Genomic DNA, 16,086 nt, shown 5'->3' with positions numbered 1-16,086 from the left:
TCGCCAGCGAAGCGGCCGCGAACACCACTTGCGTCAGGGCCCATAGGCCTGCCGCATCATCCCACAATTTGCGTCCGCCCTGCCGCTTCAAGCGAAAGCGCGCGGGCGCCTGGAGATTACACAATGGCAACGCGCATGCTTATCGATGCGCGCCACTCGGAAGAGACCCGGGTGGCGGTGCTCAAGGGCAACCGGATTGAGGAATTCGATTTCGAATCTGCCGAACACAAGCAGATCAAGGGCAATATCTATCTTGCCAAGGTAACACGGGTCGAACCCTCGCTGCAGGCGGCCTTCGTCGATTTCGGTGGCAATCGCCACGGCTTCCTGGCCTTCAGCGAAATCCATCCCGATTACTACCAGATCCCCTACGATGACCGGCAGAAACTGCTCGCCGAAGAGGCCGAGGCGGCCGAGGAAGAGCAGCGCTTGCGCGACGAGGAGGAAAGCGAGGGGATAGCGCCCGGCGACGAATACGACGCCGAGGAAGAGAGCGGCGAAAGCCTTGCCGAGGATTTCGCTGAAGACGGGGTCGAGGAGATCGACGACGAGGACTCGGACAAGGTCTCCACGATCGAGGACGGCACGTCCGACGACGACGATTCCGACGATGAGGACGATTCCGACGAGGAAAACGGCGAAAACGGCGAGAACGGCTCGGGCAACCGCCGCGGCCGATCGCGTCGGGGCCGACGTCAGGGCAAGGCCCGGGGCAACGGCAATGCAAAGGGCGGACGCAGCCGGGCCAAGGAAGTCGATGAAGTCCGCGCCAAGCGCATGGCGCTGCGTCGCCGCTACAAGATCCAGGACGTCATCCAGCGTCGCCAGGTCCTGCTCGTCCAGGTCGTCAAGGAAGAGCGCGGCAACAAGGGTGCGGCGCTGACCACCTATCTCAGCCTTGCCGGGCGCTATACGGTGCTCATGCCCAACAGCAGCCATGGCGGGGGCATCAGCCGCAAGATCAATTCGACCAGCGACCGCAAGCGGTTGAAGCAGGTCGTCTCCGACCTCAAGCTGCCCAAGACCATGGGCCTGATCGTGCGCACCGCCGGGATCAGCCGCACCAAGCCCGAGATAAAGCGCGATTTCGACTATCTCGCCCGGCTCTGGGACGAAATCCGCGAGAGGACCCTCGCCTCGACCGCGCCCGCGCTGATCCATTCGGACAGCGACCTCGTCAAACGCGCCATCCGCGACATCTACAACCGCGAGATCGAAGAAGTCATCGTCGAGGGCGAGGAAGGCTACAAGGCGGCCAAGGGCTTCATGAAGCTGCTGATGCCGAGCCATGCACGCCGGGTTAAGGCGTATTCCGATCCCGTTCCGCTGTTCCAGCGTTATGGCGCGGAGGACCAGCTGCGCGCGATGTACGATCCGATGGTGCAGCTGAAATCGGGCGGCTACCTCATCATCAACCCGACCGAGGCACTGGTCTCGATCGACATCAACTCCGGTCGCTCGACCAAGGAACACGGGATCGAGCAGACCGCGCTTCACACCAATCTCGAAGCCGCACGGGAAATTGCCCGCCAGCTGCGCCTGCGCGACATGGCAGGCCTCGTCGTGATCGATTTCATCGACATGGAGCACAATTCGAATGTGCGAAAGGTCGAGAAGGCGATGAAGGAGGCGCTCAAGAACGACCGGGCGCGTATCCAGGTCGGGCGCATTTCAGGCTTCGGCCTGATGGAAATGAGCCGTCAGCGCCTGCGCACCGGCGTGCTCGAGGCGACGACCCGCGAATGCCCGCATTGCGACGGCACAGGGCTTGTCCGCACGGCGTCAAGCGCGGGCCTGTCGGCACTGCGACTGATCGAGGACGAAGCGGCCAAGGGCAAGGGCACGATCATCCGCCTGGCTGCAAGCACCGAAGCGGCAATCTACCTCCTCAACGAAAAGCGTGACGACCTCGTCGAGATCGAGCAGCGCTATGGCGTGCGCGTCGAAGTCCTGCCGGAGGGCGAGAACGAGGGCGCGAAGATGAACGTCTCGAGCGCGGGACCCAAGCCCGCCTCAGCACCGAGATTCGATCCCATCGTCGACGATGATGACGATGACGAGGACCTGCCCGAGGAAACGGACGAGGACGAGGACACTTCCTCCGACGACAATTCCACCGACGACACGTCCTCTGACGATGACGGCGGCCCGCGCAAGAAGAAGCGCCGCCGTCGGCGCGGCGGTCGCGGTCGCAAGAAGCGGCAGGAAAACGGAGAGAACGGCTCGGACGAAAATGGCGACGAGCAGGATTCCGGTTCCGATGAAAGCGAAGCGGAAAGCGGCGATGGCGAAGAGGGCGGCGACGGCACGAAAAGGCGGCGCCGACGCGGCGGTCGCGGACGTTCGCGCAGGCAGGGAAGCGATGAGGGAGCCGAGGGTTCGGACGAAAGTCTGGAACAGGCTGCCGATGAACTGGGCGACGTCGCCGAGCAGGTAAAGGAGGACATGACCGTCGTCTCCGGCCCCGACAATGCTCCCGAAACCGCCGAGGCGATGGCCGAAGAGCAGGCTCCCGCCGAGGAAAAGCCCAAGCGCAGGCGCGCGCCGCAAAAGAAGAAGGTGGAGGAGGCTCCGGCCGAAGGGTCCGCGGAGGCCGAAACGCCCGCAGCGCAAGAGGCAACCGAAGAAAAACCGAAGCGCAAGCGCGCGCCGCGCAAGACCAAGGCGCAAAAGGACGCCGAAGCAGCCGCAATCAGCGGCGATGCGGCACCCGCCGAGGCCGGGTCTGCGCCCGAAGCCGAAGCACAGGCCGATGCAAAGCCCAAGGCTCCGCGCCGGCGCAAGTCCCCCGCTAAGAAGGTCGAGGAGGCGGGTGAAACCGAAACGGCAACCGCCGAACAAACGCCCGCTGCCGAAAACGAGGCGGAGGAATCGGAAAAGTCCGGTGCGTCCGGATCTGGCGGGAAGTCCGCGCCAAGGAAGCGCGGCTGGTGGCAGCGCACGTTCGGCGAGTGATAGGACGGCGCTTGGCCTGACGGCATGTGAAACGCAGCTGACGGACCGGGCGGCGGGGGTTTCTTCGCCCGCCCGGTCCGAGCTTCTTTCGGTTTCGCCCTATACTCCCGGCTTGATCGCCGCGCCCCATTCCATCCAACCGGCGAATTTCGGGGCCTGCGGGGTGTAGCCCTGCCCGATTGGTGCGACATGAAAGCCCGCACCGCGAAACGCGCTGCCGATCGGGCGCGTGAGGTGGCAGCCGCCGGCCAGGCGCTTCCACACTGGCTCGATCCGGTCCTGCCATCTGGCAATCGCGGCATCGGGCGCGCGGCCATGCTCCAGAAACAGCGCCTGCCCGCCGGGCTTCAGAATGCGCGCAAACTCCGACAGGACCTGCGCCGGGTCATCGACCGAACACAATGTGAAAGTGCACACGACCGTGTCGAAAGATGTGTCGGGAAAGGGAATCTCCTCCCCCCGTCCCTGCCTGATATCGGCGGACCAGCCCTTTTCTCGCGCCGCATTGCGCGCGTCCTCGAGCAGCTTTTCGTGCGGGTCGATCCCGGCATAGGAGGTGATCGCGGACGCGTCGTAGAATTCGTGATTGATCCCGCCGCCACAGCCCAGTTCGAACACCGCGCCCCTCGCGAGCGGCACGACCGCCGAGCGTCGCTTCATCACTTGCCCCTGCGAACAGGCGCAGGTGATCAGCCGCGGCATTACGTGGCGATCGTACCATCGGCCGAGGCCCATCGGTTTTCTCCTCTTGCCCCCGCAGCCAGTCTTCCCCGAAACCGGCCCGCATGCCAAGCGCTTTCGCCGGACCACCTTTCCCTAGAATTGTGTGGCGGAGCGCCATGCGAAACGGTAATCAGCGCCGCTCGTTTCCCACACCACGGACATCTTCATGACCGACTCAATCGAACCGCTGCGCATCTCTGCACAAGACAAGGAGCGCGTGCGCCTTCTATACATGGCAAAGCACGCCAAGTGGGGCGGCGGGATGCATCCCGAAGACGGCAACCACGCGATCTATCACCACGAGGTGCGCCAGACGCTCGAGGGGCTTGGGCTCAACCTGCAGCTGGGCGCCAGCTACGACATCCTCTTCACGCGCCCGCCTGCCGATTTCGTGTTCCCGCTGCTCAATCGCGGCGGCTTCGTGAATTCGGAGATGATGGTGCCGCTGCTGTGCAACATGCAGCGCATCCCCTATCTCGGCGCGATGCCCTTCCTGCGCGGGCTGGGCGATGACAAGTCGGTCTCCAAGCTCGTCGCGCGCCATGCGGGCGTGCCGACCGCCGACTGGTTCTGCTACCGCCGCGGCGCCCCCGTGGGCGAGGCCGACCTTCCCGCCAGCCCCAAGGGCCGTTGGGTGATCAAGCCCAACGCCTCATCGGCGAGCTGGGGCATTTCCGATGCGTTCGACTTCGCCGGTGTCGCCAACGCCGTCGCCGACATTCACGGCCAGGGACACGACGCGATCGTCGAGCCCTATCTCGACGGCTACGACATCCAGTGCGCCTTCATCACGCTGCATGATACGCCCACCGCGCTTCCCATGCTGTGGTACGAGCGAGAGGACACGCAGCGGCTGTGGACCTATTACGAAAAGCGCGATCTCGTCCAGAACACCGAGAAGGCCGCGCTCAAGACCTTCGAACATCCCGATTTCGCCGAGCGCATCGGCGACATGGCAAAGGCCGTTGCGCGCGAATTCGTGCCGTTCGACTATGGCCGGATCGAATTCCGGCTCGACCTTCAGACCGGCGACATCAATTTCATCGAAATCAACCTGAACTGCAATCTGTGGTCGGAAAAGGTCATGGCCAAGGCCGCTGCGCGCGCCGGTTTCAGCCATGCGGACCTGCTTGAAACCCTGCTCGCCGAAAGCTGGCGCAGGAACGGGCTGATCGCGGGCTAGGCCGGAACGGCGAGCGCATCCGCAAAGCGTCCGACCTGTTCGAACATCGCTCTTTCAAGAGCATGGTCGGACAGCTCGGCAAGCACGCAGATCTGCGGCATCGAAAGCCCCGCCCGCAGCGTCCCCGCCCAATTGCCGTCCTCTCGCGGGACGCATTTGACAGGCTGCCCCAGCCTGAGGCCCTTCGCTTCGAGCGAAAGGTGCAGGACACGCGCATCCTCGAATGTGGCGGCCTGCGGATGCGCGCTCACGTCGAGCGTTGCGAGGGTGAGCATTTCGATCGGATGGTCGGCCGCTTCCTCGGCATTGCCGTTGCGGTAGGGCTCGATCCGGCGAAAGCCGTTGCGATGCAGAAGCAAGGCACGGATCGCGCGCTGGAAGGCAAGGATCACCCGCCGGGCAGCCTCGTGCCCCAACGCCTCGAACCTTTCGAGTTCGAAGATCGACGCGTCGAGCCGCAGGGCAAGACCAGGATTGGCGCTCTGCTCGAGGCCGTCGCGCCCCGGCCAGCGCGCGTCCCACTCGGCCCGGCGAAACAGCCCGGCGAAGCCTCGCGGCAGCGGGGCGGCCTGTTCGATCAGGCGAGCAGGGACAAGGGCAAAGCCCGAAAAGGGCGGGCCGCCCATGAATTTCGATCCGGTCAGCAGCACGATCGCTCCGCGCGCGAGATAATCGCGTACGGCCTGGGAAGTAATGCGGGCCTGGCAGGCATCGACGACAAGGCTGAGATGGTCACCGAATTCGGCCATCAGAACGTCGATTTCGCGCAGGCGCGGCAGGATCAGCCCGGTCTTAGAGCCGTGGACGACATGCAGCAGAGCGTGCTGCTCCTGCTCGCACGCATGGACGATCTCAGCGCGGATGACCTGCGCGATCTCGCTGCTGCTGCGCGCCTCGCCGTGCGCGCAGCGAACCGGCACGTCGCACAGCGTCACCGCGTCCATCCCCGCAACCGGTTCTCCCGCCTCGGTCGCATGGCCGAGAGCGGTGCTGTCGGCGAAATGGCAGCCGCGCGCGGAATGGACGCATCCGCTGCCCACTTCGTCCGCTCCGAGCAGGATGTTGTGCACCCCGCTTTTCGCCCGACCCTGCACCGCAGCGAGGGCGATGAATTCACAGTCGGTCCCCGAGGGCGCGAAGATGATCCCCGTGTCGCGGTCGAGGCTGTAGGCCGCAATGATCCTCTGCCTGAGTGCATCGAGATGCTCGGCATGCGAAGCCTGCCCCGCCGACTTCACGGCGAGCAGATGATCGAAGGCTGCGGGCGAGATGTCGTTGGCGGTCGAGGAAGCCAGCGCGAGCGTCCGGCGCGGATAGGGCGCAGCCAGATACCGATTGAGGCCCGTTTCAGGATCGAGCGCGATTCGCGCATCGCCCCCTGAACACAGCAGCGCGACAAGCTCCGCAACCCCCTCGCGCCCCTCATAAGCGGGGTCAATGTCAGGAAATCGTGCGACCACGAGGCGATTGCCCTCTTTCGGCTTGGAACCTTGCCCTAGCAGAATTATGCGACAGGGACATTTCCATAAGCACAGGTCGCACAGAATTGCCCAAACTCTCCCCGCTCGCGATTCCGTCCGAAGCGAAGGACAGGCTGACTGTCCTGTTCGTTGCCAAGAACGCGCTGTGGGAGGGCGACATCCATCCCGAGGACGGCAATCACGCGGTCTATCATCGCCAAATGCGCGAGGTGCTGCAATCGCTCGGCCTCAAGCTCGAAATCGCTCAGACCCACGAAGTCCTGTTCGATCCGCCCAAGGGTGTCGATTTCGTCTTTCCGCTGCTCAACCGTGCGGGCTTCTTCAATTCGGAAATGCTGCTGCCGCTGCTGTGCGAGCGTGCGGCCCTTCCCTATCTCGGCGCGAACCCGATCCTGCGCGGCACATCGGATGACAAGCATTTCGCCAAGCGGGCCGCCGAGGTCGCGGGCGTTCCGACAGCGCCATGGGCTGTCTATCGCAAGGGCGCCCCGGTGACGCGCGACAAGTGTCCGCAGGCCGTGCGTTACGTGATCAAGCCGAACAATTCCTCGGCTAGCTGGGGCGTCGCCGATGCGCATGACTGGCCCGGCGTCGAAGAGGCCGTGCACCGCATCCACTCCGATCCCGCGAATGGCGGACAGGACGCGATCGTCGAGCCGTTTCTCGAAGGCTCCGATGTCGAGGTGCCGGTCGTCACGGTTCGCGGCGAGCCGCAGATCCTTCCGATGCTGATCTTCCGCCAGGCCGATCCCTCCCATCTGCGGACCTATTACGAGAAGCGCGACCTCGTTGATCGCAGTCAGAAATATTCGCTCGATCCGTTCGAGGACGAGACGCTGACCGCTCGTATCGCCGAGATGACGCGGAAGGTCTGGGAGGAATACCGGCCGTTCGACTACGGTCGCTTCGAATTCCGGGTGAACGAGGCGACGGGCGAGGTGAATTTCCTCGAACTCAATCTCAACTGCAATCTGTGGTCACAGAAGGTGTTTGGCAGGGCGGCGCAGATGGCGGGCTGGTCGCAGAAAGAGCTGATCGAGACAATCCTCGCCGAGGCGCTGGCGCGGCACGGGCTGATCAAGCTCGATTGAAGCCCGCCGGTTCTGAGAGCCGGTTCTCCTGCGCGCGAACCGGCTCAGGCGGGCACCGCCTTCCCCGCATAATCGAACACCTTGCCGCTGTCCTCCGGCCCGAGACCCGCCAGTACGCGCAGCAGCTTACCCGCCGCATCGCCTGGCGCAGTGAGCTGGCCCTCGGGCAGGTTCTTCTGGAAGGGCTGCGAAAGGCTCGTATCCACCGTACCCGGATGCAGCCCGACCACCACGCCAGACTCATGCGTCCGGCCCATTTCGATCGCGTAGTTCTTGAGCAGCATGTTGAGCGCCGCTTTCGACGCGCGATAGGCATGCCACCCGCCGATCCCGTTATCGCTGATCGAACCGACCCGCGCGCTCAGCGCCGCGAAGACGAAGCGCTCCTTGCGCGGCATGAGGCGCAGGCAATGCTTTGCGACCAGCGCGGGGCCGATCGTGTTCAGGGCGAAGACCTCGGCCATGCTCGCGGCTTCGACATGGCGATAGCTGCGTTCCGGCCCTGTCCCGTCGGAGAGCGTCAATACCCCGCTCGCGACGATCACCCATTCAGGTGGCTCATCCTTCATCGCGTCGGCAGCGTCCTTGATCGTGTCTTCCCGCGTGAGGTCGAAGGCGAAAGGCCGATATGGCCCGCCCGAAGGCGCCTCGCCAACGCGCGAGCCAGCATACACGATCTCGCATCCGCCCTGGGCGAGGCCCTCGCACAGGGCTTTACCGATCCCACCGGAGGCTCCGAACACTGCGGCTCTGCGGGGAAAACCGGGTGCGGCGGCCCGCTCGTCTCGTTCCTGATCCATGTTAGGCACAAGGCGGCAGCCCGCCCGAAGTTCCCCACAAACCTCAAGGATGCCGGACGCTCAACCCATGTGTCAAAGCGCGCAACACGCCACCGGTTGCCTCGCCGCGCCAAGCCGCTAGATAGGACAGCCAGAGCAACCGGGATCACAGCGACAATGGCGACATTCACCCTTCCGAAGAATTCCAAGATCCGCAAGGACGGCAAGAAGCACAAGGCCGACGGCGCGAATCGGGTGAAATCGTTCAAGGTCTATCGCTACGATCCCGACAGCGGCCAGAACCCGCGTTACGACACCTTCGAGATCGACCTCGACCAGTGCGGCCCGATGGTTCTCGACGCCCTGTTCAAGATCAAGAACGAGATCGACCCGACGCTGACCTTCCGCCGCTCCTGCCGCGAGGGGATCTGCGGGTCGTGCTCGATGAACATGAACGGCAAGAACGGCCTCGCCTGCACTACCGCGATCGAGGAGCTGAAGGGCGAGATCCGCATTACGCCGCTGCCGCACATGGACGTGATCAAGGACCTCGTCCCTGATTTCACGCACTTCTATGCGCAATACGCCTCTATCAAGCCTTGGCTGCAGACCGTCAGCCCGACGCCTTCGGGCAAGGAGCGGCTGCAATTGCCCGAACAGCGCGAACAGCTCGACGGGCTTTACGAATGCATTCTGTGCGCGTGCTGCTCCACCGCTTGCCCGTCCTATTGGTGGAATTCCGACAAGTTCCTCGGTCCCGCGATCCTGCTGCAGGCCTATCGCTGGCTCGCCGACAGCCGCGACGAGATGACCGGCGAACGGCTCGATGCGCTGGAGGACCCGTTCCGGCTCTATCGCTGCCACACGATCATGAACTGCGCGAATGTCTGCCCCAAGGGTTTAAGCCCAGCCAAGGCGATCGCCGAAACCAAGAAGATGATGGCCGAGCGCGAGCTCTGACCCCGGCATGATCGGGAGGGGTATTGCGGGAGGGTCCGGCCTGTGAACGACGGCGGTCCTCCGTTCGACTATCGTGAGCTTTCGCCCGAGGAAACGGGCGGCGAAGACGGCTGGTACAGCTGGAATCTCATCGATCGCACGCGCTACAACACCGCCGTGCTCGGCGACATGCACGTCCGCCGCGAAGGGACCCGGTGCCGCCTGCGCATGTTTCCTGAACGCAAGCACACCAATCTCGGCGACAATATCCACGGCGCCGTGACGCTCGGCCTGATCGATATTGCCCTGTTCGCAACCATGCATGTGGTCGGCAGCGGCAATGCCGGGCCTTCGGTGACTGTCGAGCTATCCACCCAGTTCGTAGGCGCAGGCGATCCCGAACGACCGCTCGATGCAGTGAGCGAGATCGTGCGCGAGACCGGGCGCATGCTCTTCCTGCGGGGCCAGTGCATGCAGGGTGACGATGTCGTGGCGAGCTATTCTGGCATCGTGCGAAAGATGAAACCGCGCTGATGGCGGGGCTGCTTGCGCGCTACGAGCAACTGATTGCGAGCGGCGAATTGCGCGCCGATCCCGACCAGCGCGCCGCAGCCGAGCGGCTCGATCGATTGCAGCGCGACCTGGAGGCGGCACAGCCAGCGGGCGGGATTTTCGGCAAGCTTTTCGCAAGGGAGCCGGAGCGTCCCGAGGGCGTCTATATGTGGGGCGGCGTCGGGCGAGGAAAATCCATGCTGATGGACCTGTTCCACGCGACGCTCGGCATCGCCGAAAAGCGCCGGGCCCACTTCCACGCCTTCATGCAGGAAGTCCACGAAACGATGCGCGAGGTCCGCCAACGGCGCGAGGGCGACCCCATCCCGCGCATCGCCGAGCGGCTGTCAGATGGCGTGCGATGCCTCGCCTTCGACGAGATGGTGGTGAACAATTCGGCCGATGCGATGATCATGAGCCGCCTGTTCACCCAGCTCATCCGTGAGCGCGGCGTGGTGATCGTCACCACCTCCAACCGGCCGCCGCGCGATCTCTACAAGGACGGGCTCAACCGCGAGCATTTCGTGCCCTTCATCGACCTTATCGAGGCGGAGCTCGACGTGCTGCCCCTGAACGGACCCACCGATTACCGGCTCGACCGGATCGGCGGGCTTGCGACGTGGCACACGCCGCTTGGTGATGAAGCGACCGCGAAGGTGCGCGAAGCCTTCTTCCGCCTGACCGACTTCGCACCCGAGGATGCCGAGCACGTGCCGAGCGAAGAGCTGCCCATCGGCGCGAAACGTTCGATCCACGTGCCCAAAAGCCTCAAGGGCGTGGGGGTGTTCAGCTTCAGGCGGCTGTGCGGCGAAGCGCGCGGGGCGGCGGATTACCTCGCCATCGCCCGCGCGTTTCATACCGTCATCATCGTCGGGATTCCCCGCCTGGGCCCGGAAAACCGCAACGAAGCGGCGCGCTTCATCACCCTGATCGACGCGCTCTACGAAAACCGGGTCAAGCTCTTCGCCACAGCCGCCGCCGTGCCGGAGGAACTCTATCCTTCGGGCGACGGCGCGTTCGAATTCGAGCGCACCGTCAGCCGCCTCAACGAGATGCAGAGCGACGATTACATGGCGCTCGGCCACGGGGAAGAAGGCTAGGCTGCGGCGATCCGCTCCGCAAGGCGCGCCTGTGCCGCGACGAGGCGGTTCATCACCTTGAGATCGGTCTCGCTCAATTCCAGAGCGGTTTCGGCCCACATTTCGGTGATGCGGTTGAGCTCGGCCACGTCGAGCTTCCAGACCTCCTTGATCGCGCGGCGCGAGCCGACCAGCCCGGCATGGCGGCGGTCGGACTTCTTCAGGAAATCGCGAACCGCGTTGACCCCGTCACCCGGCTCGGCGAGCGCGTGGACGATCCCCATTTCGTACATCTCTTCGGCCGTGTAGGTCTGGTTCGAGACGATGATCCGGTCGGCCATCGCGCTCCCCAGCTTGCGCGCCAGCAGGGCATGCGCGCCCATGCCGGGATAGAGGCCGAACATGATCTCGGGCAGGCCGAAGGTCGCCTGTCTTTCGGCGATGATGTAATCGAACGACAGGAGCGCTTCGAACCCTCCGCCGAGCGCCGCGCCCTGAACCAGTCCCACGGTCAACATCGGGATGTCGAGCGTCCTGATATTGCGATCGAGGATGGCGCAGCAGCGGTGCCCGTACCGCACCAGCCCGTCGCGGTCGCGGTCGCGGATCAGGCGCTGAAACAGTTCGAGATCGCCGCCGAAACAGAACACGTCGCGCGCCCGGCTGCCGAGGATGAGGTAGCGCAGCGGTACCTTTCCGGGCCCGAACCCTTGACCGATCAGGTCCTGCCAGGCCTCGAAATCGCGCAGCATCGTCGGCGTGAAACTGGGCCGGCCGTCCGGATTCATGAAGGTCCACAGCGCCGCTGCGCGGTCATCGTAAAGCACATCGAGTTCGCCCAGTGCGAAAAGCCCTTCCGGGATCGCCGCATGGAGCGCGCTCTCGGCGAGAAGCTCTTCCCTCTCGCCCGACAAGGGCACTGCGCTTGTGGCACTGCTGTCCATAGTTCCGTTCTCCGACACGCCCCGTCATTGCCCGGCGGGCAGCCCCTCCGGCTCGGCTTCACGGCTCTTTGGCTCTGTTGTAGTGAATCTAAGCGAGGCAGGAGTCGCTTGGCAATCAAATATTTACCATACCCGCAGCGGTTGACCGAAAATCGGTTGAAAGGTTGCGCAAAGGACTCACCGGCTTGCGTGCGCGCGCAAAGCGCCGTCAGGAAGAAATGCCTAGTCGGGTGAGCGACTTCTCGAGCATCAGCAATTGCCAAAGGACGCGCGAATTGTCGCTGCGCCCGGCAATATGCGCCTCGGCCAGCCTCGCGAGCGCACGGGGCTCGAAAAAGCCGCTCTGCGCGATCACCGGACTTGCCGCGATCGCGCGCGCTTCTCCGGCAAGAGGGCCGCGCAGCCATTCGGCGATCGGCGTGACGAAGCCCTGCTTGGGCCGGTAGAGGATGTCTTGCGGCAGGTAGCGCTCCATGCACCTCTTGAGCAGATATTTGCCCGTGCCGCCCCTCACCCGCATCCTATCGGGCAGGCGCGCGGCAAATTGGACGAGGCGATGGTCGAGCAAAGGCTCGCGCGCCTCGAGGCTCACCGCCATGCTGGTGCGGTCGACCTTGGTCAGGATACCGCCGGGCAGCCAGAAGGCGAGGTCGGCATACTGCGCCCGGTCGAGCCCGCCTCGCGCAGGTGCCGAGCGCATCAGGGCAACAAGCTCGTCCTCGGCCCGGTATCCCGCGAGCCCGCGTGCGAATTCATCCGAATAAAGCGCTGCGCGCTGCTCCGGCGTGGTCACGGAAAGGCCGTGCGCATAACCCTCCTCGCCGCTTCCCGCGAGCGCCAGCAGGGTCGCCTTCGCGCGCAACGGACGCGGGGCCCAGTCCGCCTTGGGCCAGAGCGTACCGAGCCTCCCGAACAAATGCTCGCGAACCCCGCCCGGAAGCAGCGCACGCACGCGCTCCTCATTGCGATGGAACACCTGCCTTCGATAACCCGCAAACGCCTCGTCCGCCCCGTCGCCAGACAGCGCGACCGTCACCTGTTCCCGTGCGATCTGGCACACCCGCCATGTCGGAAGCGCCGAGGCATCGGCGAAAGGCTCATCGAACATCGCCGCAAGGCCATCCACGGCCGCGAAATCGTCATGCCCGACCCGGCGCGCTGTGTGGAGCGTCCCGAAGGTCCTTGCCACGGTCTCGGCGTGGCTCGTCTCGTCAAGCGCTGCGACGTCGAAACCGATCGAGCAGGTGCGCACCGGCGCGGCGCTCGCCTCGCTCATCAGGGCGACGACGGAGGAGCTGTCGACCCCGCCCGACAGGAACGCGCCCAGCGGCACGTCGGCGACCATGCGCGATTGCACCGCGTCCCGCATCAGGTGGAGAAGCTGCGCCGAAAGATCGGCTTCGCTGCCCTTTTCGCGCTGCGTGAAATCCATGTCCCACCAACGGCGCGGCTGCGGAACGCCCTTGCCCTGCTCGATCCACAGGAAATGGCCTGCGGGCAGCTTGCTCGTGCCGGACAGGATCGCGTGGCTGTCGGGCACGTAGCCCCAGGCGAGATAGGCATCGAGCGACTGCGGGCTCACCCGGCGACGCAGCAGCGGATGGGCAAGGAGGCCTTTCAGTTCCGAAGCGAAAGCGAGGCTCCCGTCTGAAAGCTGCGCCAGGAAAAGCGGCTTTACCCCGAACCGGTCCCGCGCGAGAAAAAGAGCGCGCTTGTCCCTATCGTAAAGCGCGAAAGCGAACATGCCGTCGAGCCGATCGAGACAGTCCACCCCCCAGCGATCATAGGCCGCGAGGATCACCTCGGTATCGCCTGAGGTTCGAAACCGCGCGCCGGCGGCTTCGAGTTCGCCGCGCAGTTCGCGGAAATTGTAGATCTCGCCGTTGAAAACGATGACCGAGCGCCCGTCGGCCGAATGCATCGGCTGGGGCGAGCCTTCGAGGTCGATAACCGAAAGCCGGCGATGGCCCAGCCCGACGCCGGGCCCGGTCCACACGCCCGAACCGTCCGGTCCGCGATGGACCAGCGCCTCGCACATGCGTTCGACCCGGACGGGATCGACCGGCTTGGGCGTTTCGGCATGGAAGATTCCGGCGATCCCGCACATGAGCGGTCTGGCGCTAGACCATCGTCGCAAAGGCCACAATCGCGGCGACGAGCGACAGGGCAAGAATGGCGATGAACATGCCGCGAGAAGCTGATTCGCCACTTTCGCTGCGCGCGAGGTAGGCGGAACCGGCGAGATCGGCGGCGCGCCAGCCATGATCTTCCGGTTCGCGCTCGAAGAAGCGCCAGGCGATACCGAGCAGAAGGGCGACGACCAGCGCGAAGAACACCCAGCCATAGACGATGTGATCGAACCCCTGCGCGAACTCGACCCCCCAGCTTTGGGCGACGAGGATCGTCCCCCATGCCCGCACCCCGTTGGCGAGGATCGGGACGAGGATCGCTGCAACCATGAAAGCGGCGCGCAGCTTCCAGCTTGCGAAACGGGTGAAGCACACCAGCACCGCGAGCGCAGTCATGGCGGCGAGGAACTTAACCCCCGAACAGGCCTCGGCGACGATGAACAGCGCGACGGGCGTCTGGATATAAATGCCGTCGATCTGTGCTGGAATGCCGCCAAGCCTGGTGAGAGCGGCGGCGATCTCGGCGGTGACGAATTGCAGAGGGGGGATGAGTTCGTCGCCGAATGGCACGAGAAAAACCGCGAAACAGAGCGGCAAAGCGAGCAGCGCGGCAACCCTCGCCCCGAGCAGCGCCACCACCGCCCCCTGCACCGCGCCAACTGCCCCGGCATGGGCGAGCAGGTTGATCCCGGTAAAGCGCCCCGCGACCCAAAGCCCGAGCGCGCCCGCAACCAGCGCCAGACCCGGAGCCCATTCGCGCGGTTCAACCTGCGCCAGTTCCTCGCGCTTCATCCAGACGAGCCAGACCAGGATCGCGGGCATCAGGACGATGTGGTTGTAGGTGTCGATATTCCACCATTGGTGGAGCATCTCGCCCCATTCCCTCGCGCTCGCGGCGATCAGCGCCGCGCTCGCGAGGGCAAGCCGGATGAGTGGTTCGCGCCACATCGCGCCAAGCGCCTGCCCGATGGCGGGCGCGCGCGAAGACCTCGGCTCAGGCTGCATGGCGCGCCTGTGCAGGATCTGCCGCAAGGATCGTCCCGAGCGGCTCGAGCAAAGCATCCCAGCCATGGCGGTCGAGCACGAAGCGCCGTGCCGCCGCTCCCATGGCCGCAGCGCGCGCCGGATCGGCAAGCAGGCAAGCGGCGGCGGCGGCCATCGCCCCGGGCTCTCGCTCGCAAACCAGCCATTCTTCGCCGTCGCGCGCGTCGATCCCCGCCGCGGCGGCGGGCGAGAGCAGGATCGGCCGCGCCATCGCCATCGCCTCGAGCACCTTGTTCTGCACCCCGCGCGCGATATCGAGCGGGGCGAGCACCATGTCCGCAGCCGCGATGAAGGGGCGCATGTCGGGCACCTCGCCCCACACGCTCGTGCCCGCTCGCGCGCCCAGCGCCTCGACCGATCGGGTCGGGCTGCGTCCCACGATGTGGAGTTCAGCACTCGGCAGCCGTCGCCGCAAAGCGGGCAGCAGTTCACGCGCAGCCCAGATCGCGGCTTTCTCGTTGGGCCAGTAATCCATCTGCCCGGTGAAGACGAATTGCGGACCCTTGCGCGCGGCAAGGGCCTGATGCGGCGCGCTGGCGGCAGGATCGAAGCGGGCCGCATCAATGCCATTGCCGATCACGCGCACCCTTTCCGCGAGGCGGGCGGGCAGCCGGGCGCGCAGCAGGTTCGCCTCAGCTTCGCTGATCAGGATCGTCGCATCGGCCCGGCCTGCGAGCCGTTCTTCCTCGCGGGCGAGCAGGCGGGCTTCGCGGCGGTTGAGCCAGACTCGCTGGCCTGCATCGGCGTATGCCGCGAACTTGGCGCTGTCGACATCGCACAGATCGATGACAACGCGGCCGGCAAAGCGCTCCGGGACATATTGCCCCATCTGGCCGGAGAAGACGACGATCGTTTCGATCTCGCGCGTCTCGATGGTCATGCGCACCCAGCGTTCGAGCGCGGCACAGTGGAACGCGGCAAGGCTGACGGGTTTGCGCGCGAGCACCGCTTCTGCTCCGGCAAGCGCGAGCGGCTTGACGCGCGGCGCGACGAAATGGCTCGCCGCGATGCGGGAAAGGTCGGCTTCGCCCGCACGGTCTGCGGCGCTTTCCGCAAGCGTGCCGACATGGACATTTGACAATCGCGCGAGTGTACGCAGCAGGTGGTGTGAGCGGATCTTGTCCCCCCGGTCGGGCGGGAACGGGACGCGGTGCGCCAGGAACAGGATATCGCCCATTCGGCCCTCC

The 16,086-nt window shown here is 65.2% G+C and carries 13 protein-coding genes; 6 read left to right on the top strand and 7 right to left on the bottom strand.

The features are described from left to right. The first annotated feature begins 123 nt into the window (after positions 1 to 123). The gene (locus tag Ga0102493_RS07180; protein ID WP_034904703.1) at positions 124 to 2,955 is read left to right on the top strand and encodes a ribonuclease E/G; all 2,832 of its coding nucleotides are present in this window, start codon (positions 124 to 126) and stop codon (positions 2,953 to 2,955) included. A gap of 99 nt (positions 2,956 to 3,054) precedes the next feature. Here the strand turns inward: Ga0102493_RS07180 and Ga0102493_RS07175 are convergent, their stop codons facing one another. Further along, entirely contained in the window at positions 3,055 to 3,690 is a 636-nt protein-coding gene (locus Ga0102493_RS07175; RefSeq protein ID WP_034904704.1) for a class I SAM-dependent methyltransferase, read from the bottom strand. A gap of 154 nt (positions 3,691 to 3,844) precedes the next feature. Here Ga0102493_RS07175 and Ga0102493_RS07170 point away from each other — a divergent pair, with 154 nt between their 5' ends. Continuing rightward, the gene (locus Ga0102493_RS07170) at positions 3,845 to 4,861 is read left to right on the top strand and encodes a D-alanine--D-alanine ligase family protein (RefSeq protein ID WP_034904706.1); all 1,017 of its coding nucleotides are present in this window, start codon (positions 3,845 to 3,847) and stop codon (positions 4,859 to 4,861) included. On the opposite strand, the gene Ga0102493_RS07165 is transcribed toward Ga0102493_RS07170, so the two are convergent. Beyond that, on the bottom strand, positions 4,858 to 6,321 hold the full coding sequence (locus tag Ga0102493_RS07165; RefSeq protein ID WP_051698124.1) for a hypothetical protein: 1,464 nt from the start codon (positions 6,319 to 6,321) through the stop codon (positions 4,858 to 4,860). The two genes, Ga0102493_RS07170 and Ga0102493_RS07165, sit on opposite strands and share 4 nt — an antisense overlap. 86 nt (positions 6,322 to 6,407) lie before the next feature. On the opposite strand from Ga0102493_RS07165, the gene Ga0102493_RS07160 reads away from it, so the two are divergent. Next, positions 6,408 to 7,433: a D-alanine--D-alanine ligase family protein gene (locus Ga0102493_RS07160; protein ID WP_051698127.1), complete on the top strand. Its 1,026-nt coding sequence runs from the start codon at positions 6,408 to 6,410 to the stop codon at positions 7,431 to 7,433. A 44-nt stretch (positions 7,434 to 7,477) separates the two neighbouring features. Here the strand turns inward: Ga0102493_RS07160 and Ga0102493_RS07155 are convergent, their stop codons facing one another. Beyond that, positions 7,478 to 8,233, bottom strand: a complete 756-nt coding sequence (locus tag Ga0102493_RS07155; RefSeq protein WP_051698129.1) for an SDR family NAD(P)-dependent oxidoreductase — start codon at positions 8,231 to 8,233, stop codon at positions 7,478 to 7,480. A 156-nt stretch (positions 8,234 to 8,389) separates the two neighbouring features. Between Ga0102493_RS07155 and Ga0102493_RS07150 the strand changes: the two genes are divergently transcribed. Genes Ga0102493_RS07150 through zapE form a run of 3 tightly spaced genes read left to right on the top strand, consistent with a single transcriptional unit; the run spans position 8,390 to position 10,803 of the window. Beyond that, complete coding sequence (locus tag Ga0102493_RS07150; protein WP_034904708.1) at positions 8,390 to 9,172, top strand: succinate dehydrogenase iron-sulfur subunit; 783 nt, start codon at positions 8,390 to 8,392, stop codon at positions 9,170 to 9,172. A 42-nt stretch (positions 9,173 to 9,214) separates the two neighbouring features. Further along, positions 9,215 to 9,685: a PaaI family thioesterase gene (locus tag Ga0102493_RS07145; protein ID WP_034904711.1), complete on the top strand. Its 471-nt coding sequence runs from the start codon at positions 9,215 to 9,217 to the stop codon at positions 9,683 to 9,685. Further along, on the top strand, positions 9,685 to 10,803 hold the full coding sequence (zapE, locus tag Ga0102493_RS07140; protein WP_034904712.1) for a cell division protein ZapE: 1,119 nt from the start codon (positions 9,685 to 9,687) through the stop codon (positions 10,801 to 10,803). The genes Ga0102493_RS07145 and zapE overlap by 1 nt, the downstream gene beginning before the upstream one ends. On the opposite strand, the gene Ga0102493_RS07135 is transcribed toward zapE, so the two are convergent. The 4 genes from Ga0102493_RS07135 to Ga0102493_RS07120 all read right to left on the bottom strand — a co-directional run bounded on the left by Ga0102493_RS07135 (position 10,800) and on the right by Ga0102493_RS07120 (position 16,076). After that, positions 10,800 to 11,726, bottom strand: coding sequence for a crotonase/enoyl-CoA hydratase family protein (locus Ga0102493_RS07135; protein ID WP_034904714.1), 927 nt, complete (start codon positions 11,724 to 11,726; stop codon positions 10,800 to 10,802). The two genes, zapE and Ga0102493_RS07135, sit on opposite strands and share 4 nt — an antisense overlap. A gap of 208 nt (positions 11,727 to 11,934) precedes the next feature. Next, on the bottom strand, positions 11,935 to 13,833 hold the full coding sequence (locus Ga0102493_RS07130; protein ID WP_034904716.1) for an XrtA/PEP-CTERM system amidotransferase: 1,899 nt from the start codon (positions 13,831 to 13,833) through the stop codon (positions 11,935 to 11,937). Between the two features lie 13 nt (positions 13,834 to 13,846). After that, positions 13,847 to 14,803, bottom strand: coding sequence for an exosortase A (gene xrtA, locus Ga0102493_RS07125; protein WP_236922323.1), 957 nt, complete (start codon positions 14,801 to 14,803; stop codon positions 13,847 to 13,849). 46 nt (positions 14,804 to 14,849) lie between these two features. Then, on the bottom strand, positions 14,850 to 16,076 hold the full coding sequence (locus Ga0102493_RS07120) for a TIGR03087 family PEP-CTERM/XrtA system glycosyltransferase (protein WP_034904719.1): 1,227 nt from the start codon (positions 16,074 to 16,076) through the stop codon (positions 14,850 to 14,852). Positions 16,077 to 16,086 lie beyond the last annotated feature (10 nt).

It is taken from the genome of Erythrobacter litoralis, from assembly GCF_001719165.1.
GTDB classification, from domain to species: domain Bacteria; phylum Pseudomonadota; class Alphaproteobacteria; order Sphingomonadales; family Sphingomonadaceae; genus Erythrobacter; species Erythrobacter litoralis.
This window is presented reverse-complemented; position numbering and strand designations above follow the sequence as displayed.

Coding starts and splice junctions, on each gene's coding strand:
- Ga0102493_RS07180 (WP_034904703.1), top strand. CDS start 124: ATGGCAACGCGCATGCTTATCGATGCGCGCCACTCGGAAGAGACCCGG.
- Ga0102493_RS07175 (WP_034904704.1), bottom strand. CDS start 3,690: ATGGGCCTCGGCCGATGGTACGATCGCCACGTAATGCCGCGGCTGATC.
- Ga0102493_RS07170 (WP_034904706.1), top strand. CDS start 3,845: ATGACCGACTCAATCGAACCGCTGCGCATCTCTGCACAAGACAAGGAG.
- Ga0102493_RS07155 (WP_051698129.1), bottom strand. CDS start 8,233: ATGGATCAGGAACGAGACGAGCGGGCCGCCGCACCCGGTTTTCCCCGC.
- Ga0102493_RS07150 (WP_034904708.1), top strand. CDS start 8,390: ATGGCGACATTCACCCTTCCGAAGAATTCCAAGATCCGCAAGGACGGC.
- zapE (WP_034904712.1), top strand. CDS start 9,685: ATGGCGGGGCTGCTTGCGCGCTACGAGCAACTGATTGCGAGCGGCGAA.
- Ga0102493_RS07135 (WP_034904714.1), bottom strand. CDS start 11,726: ATGGACAGCAGTGCCACAAGCGCAGTGCCCTTGTCGGGCGAGAGGGAA.
- Ga0102493_RS07130 (WP_034904716.1), bottom strand. CDS start 13,833: ATGTGCGGGATCGCCGGAATCTTCCATGCCGAAACGCCCAAGCCGGTC.
- xrtA (WP_236922323.1), bottom strand. CDS start 14,803: ATGTGGCGCGAACCACTCATCCGGCTTGCCCTCGCGAGCGCGGCGCTG.
- Ga0102493_RS07120 (WP_034904719.1), bottom strand. CDS start 16,076: ATGGGCGATATCCTGTTCCTGGCGCACCGCGTCCCGTTCCCGCCCGAC.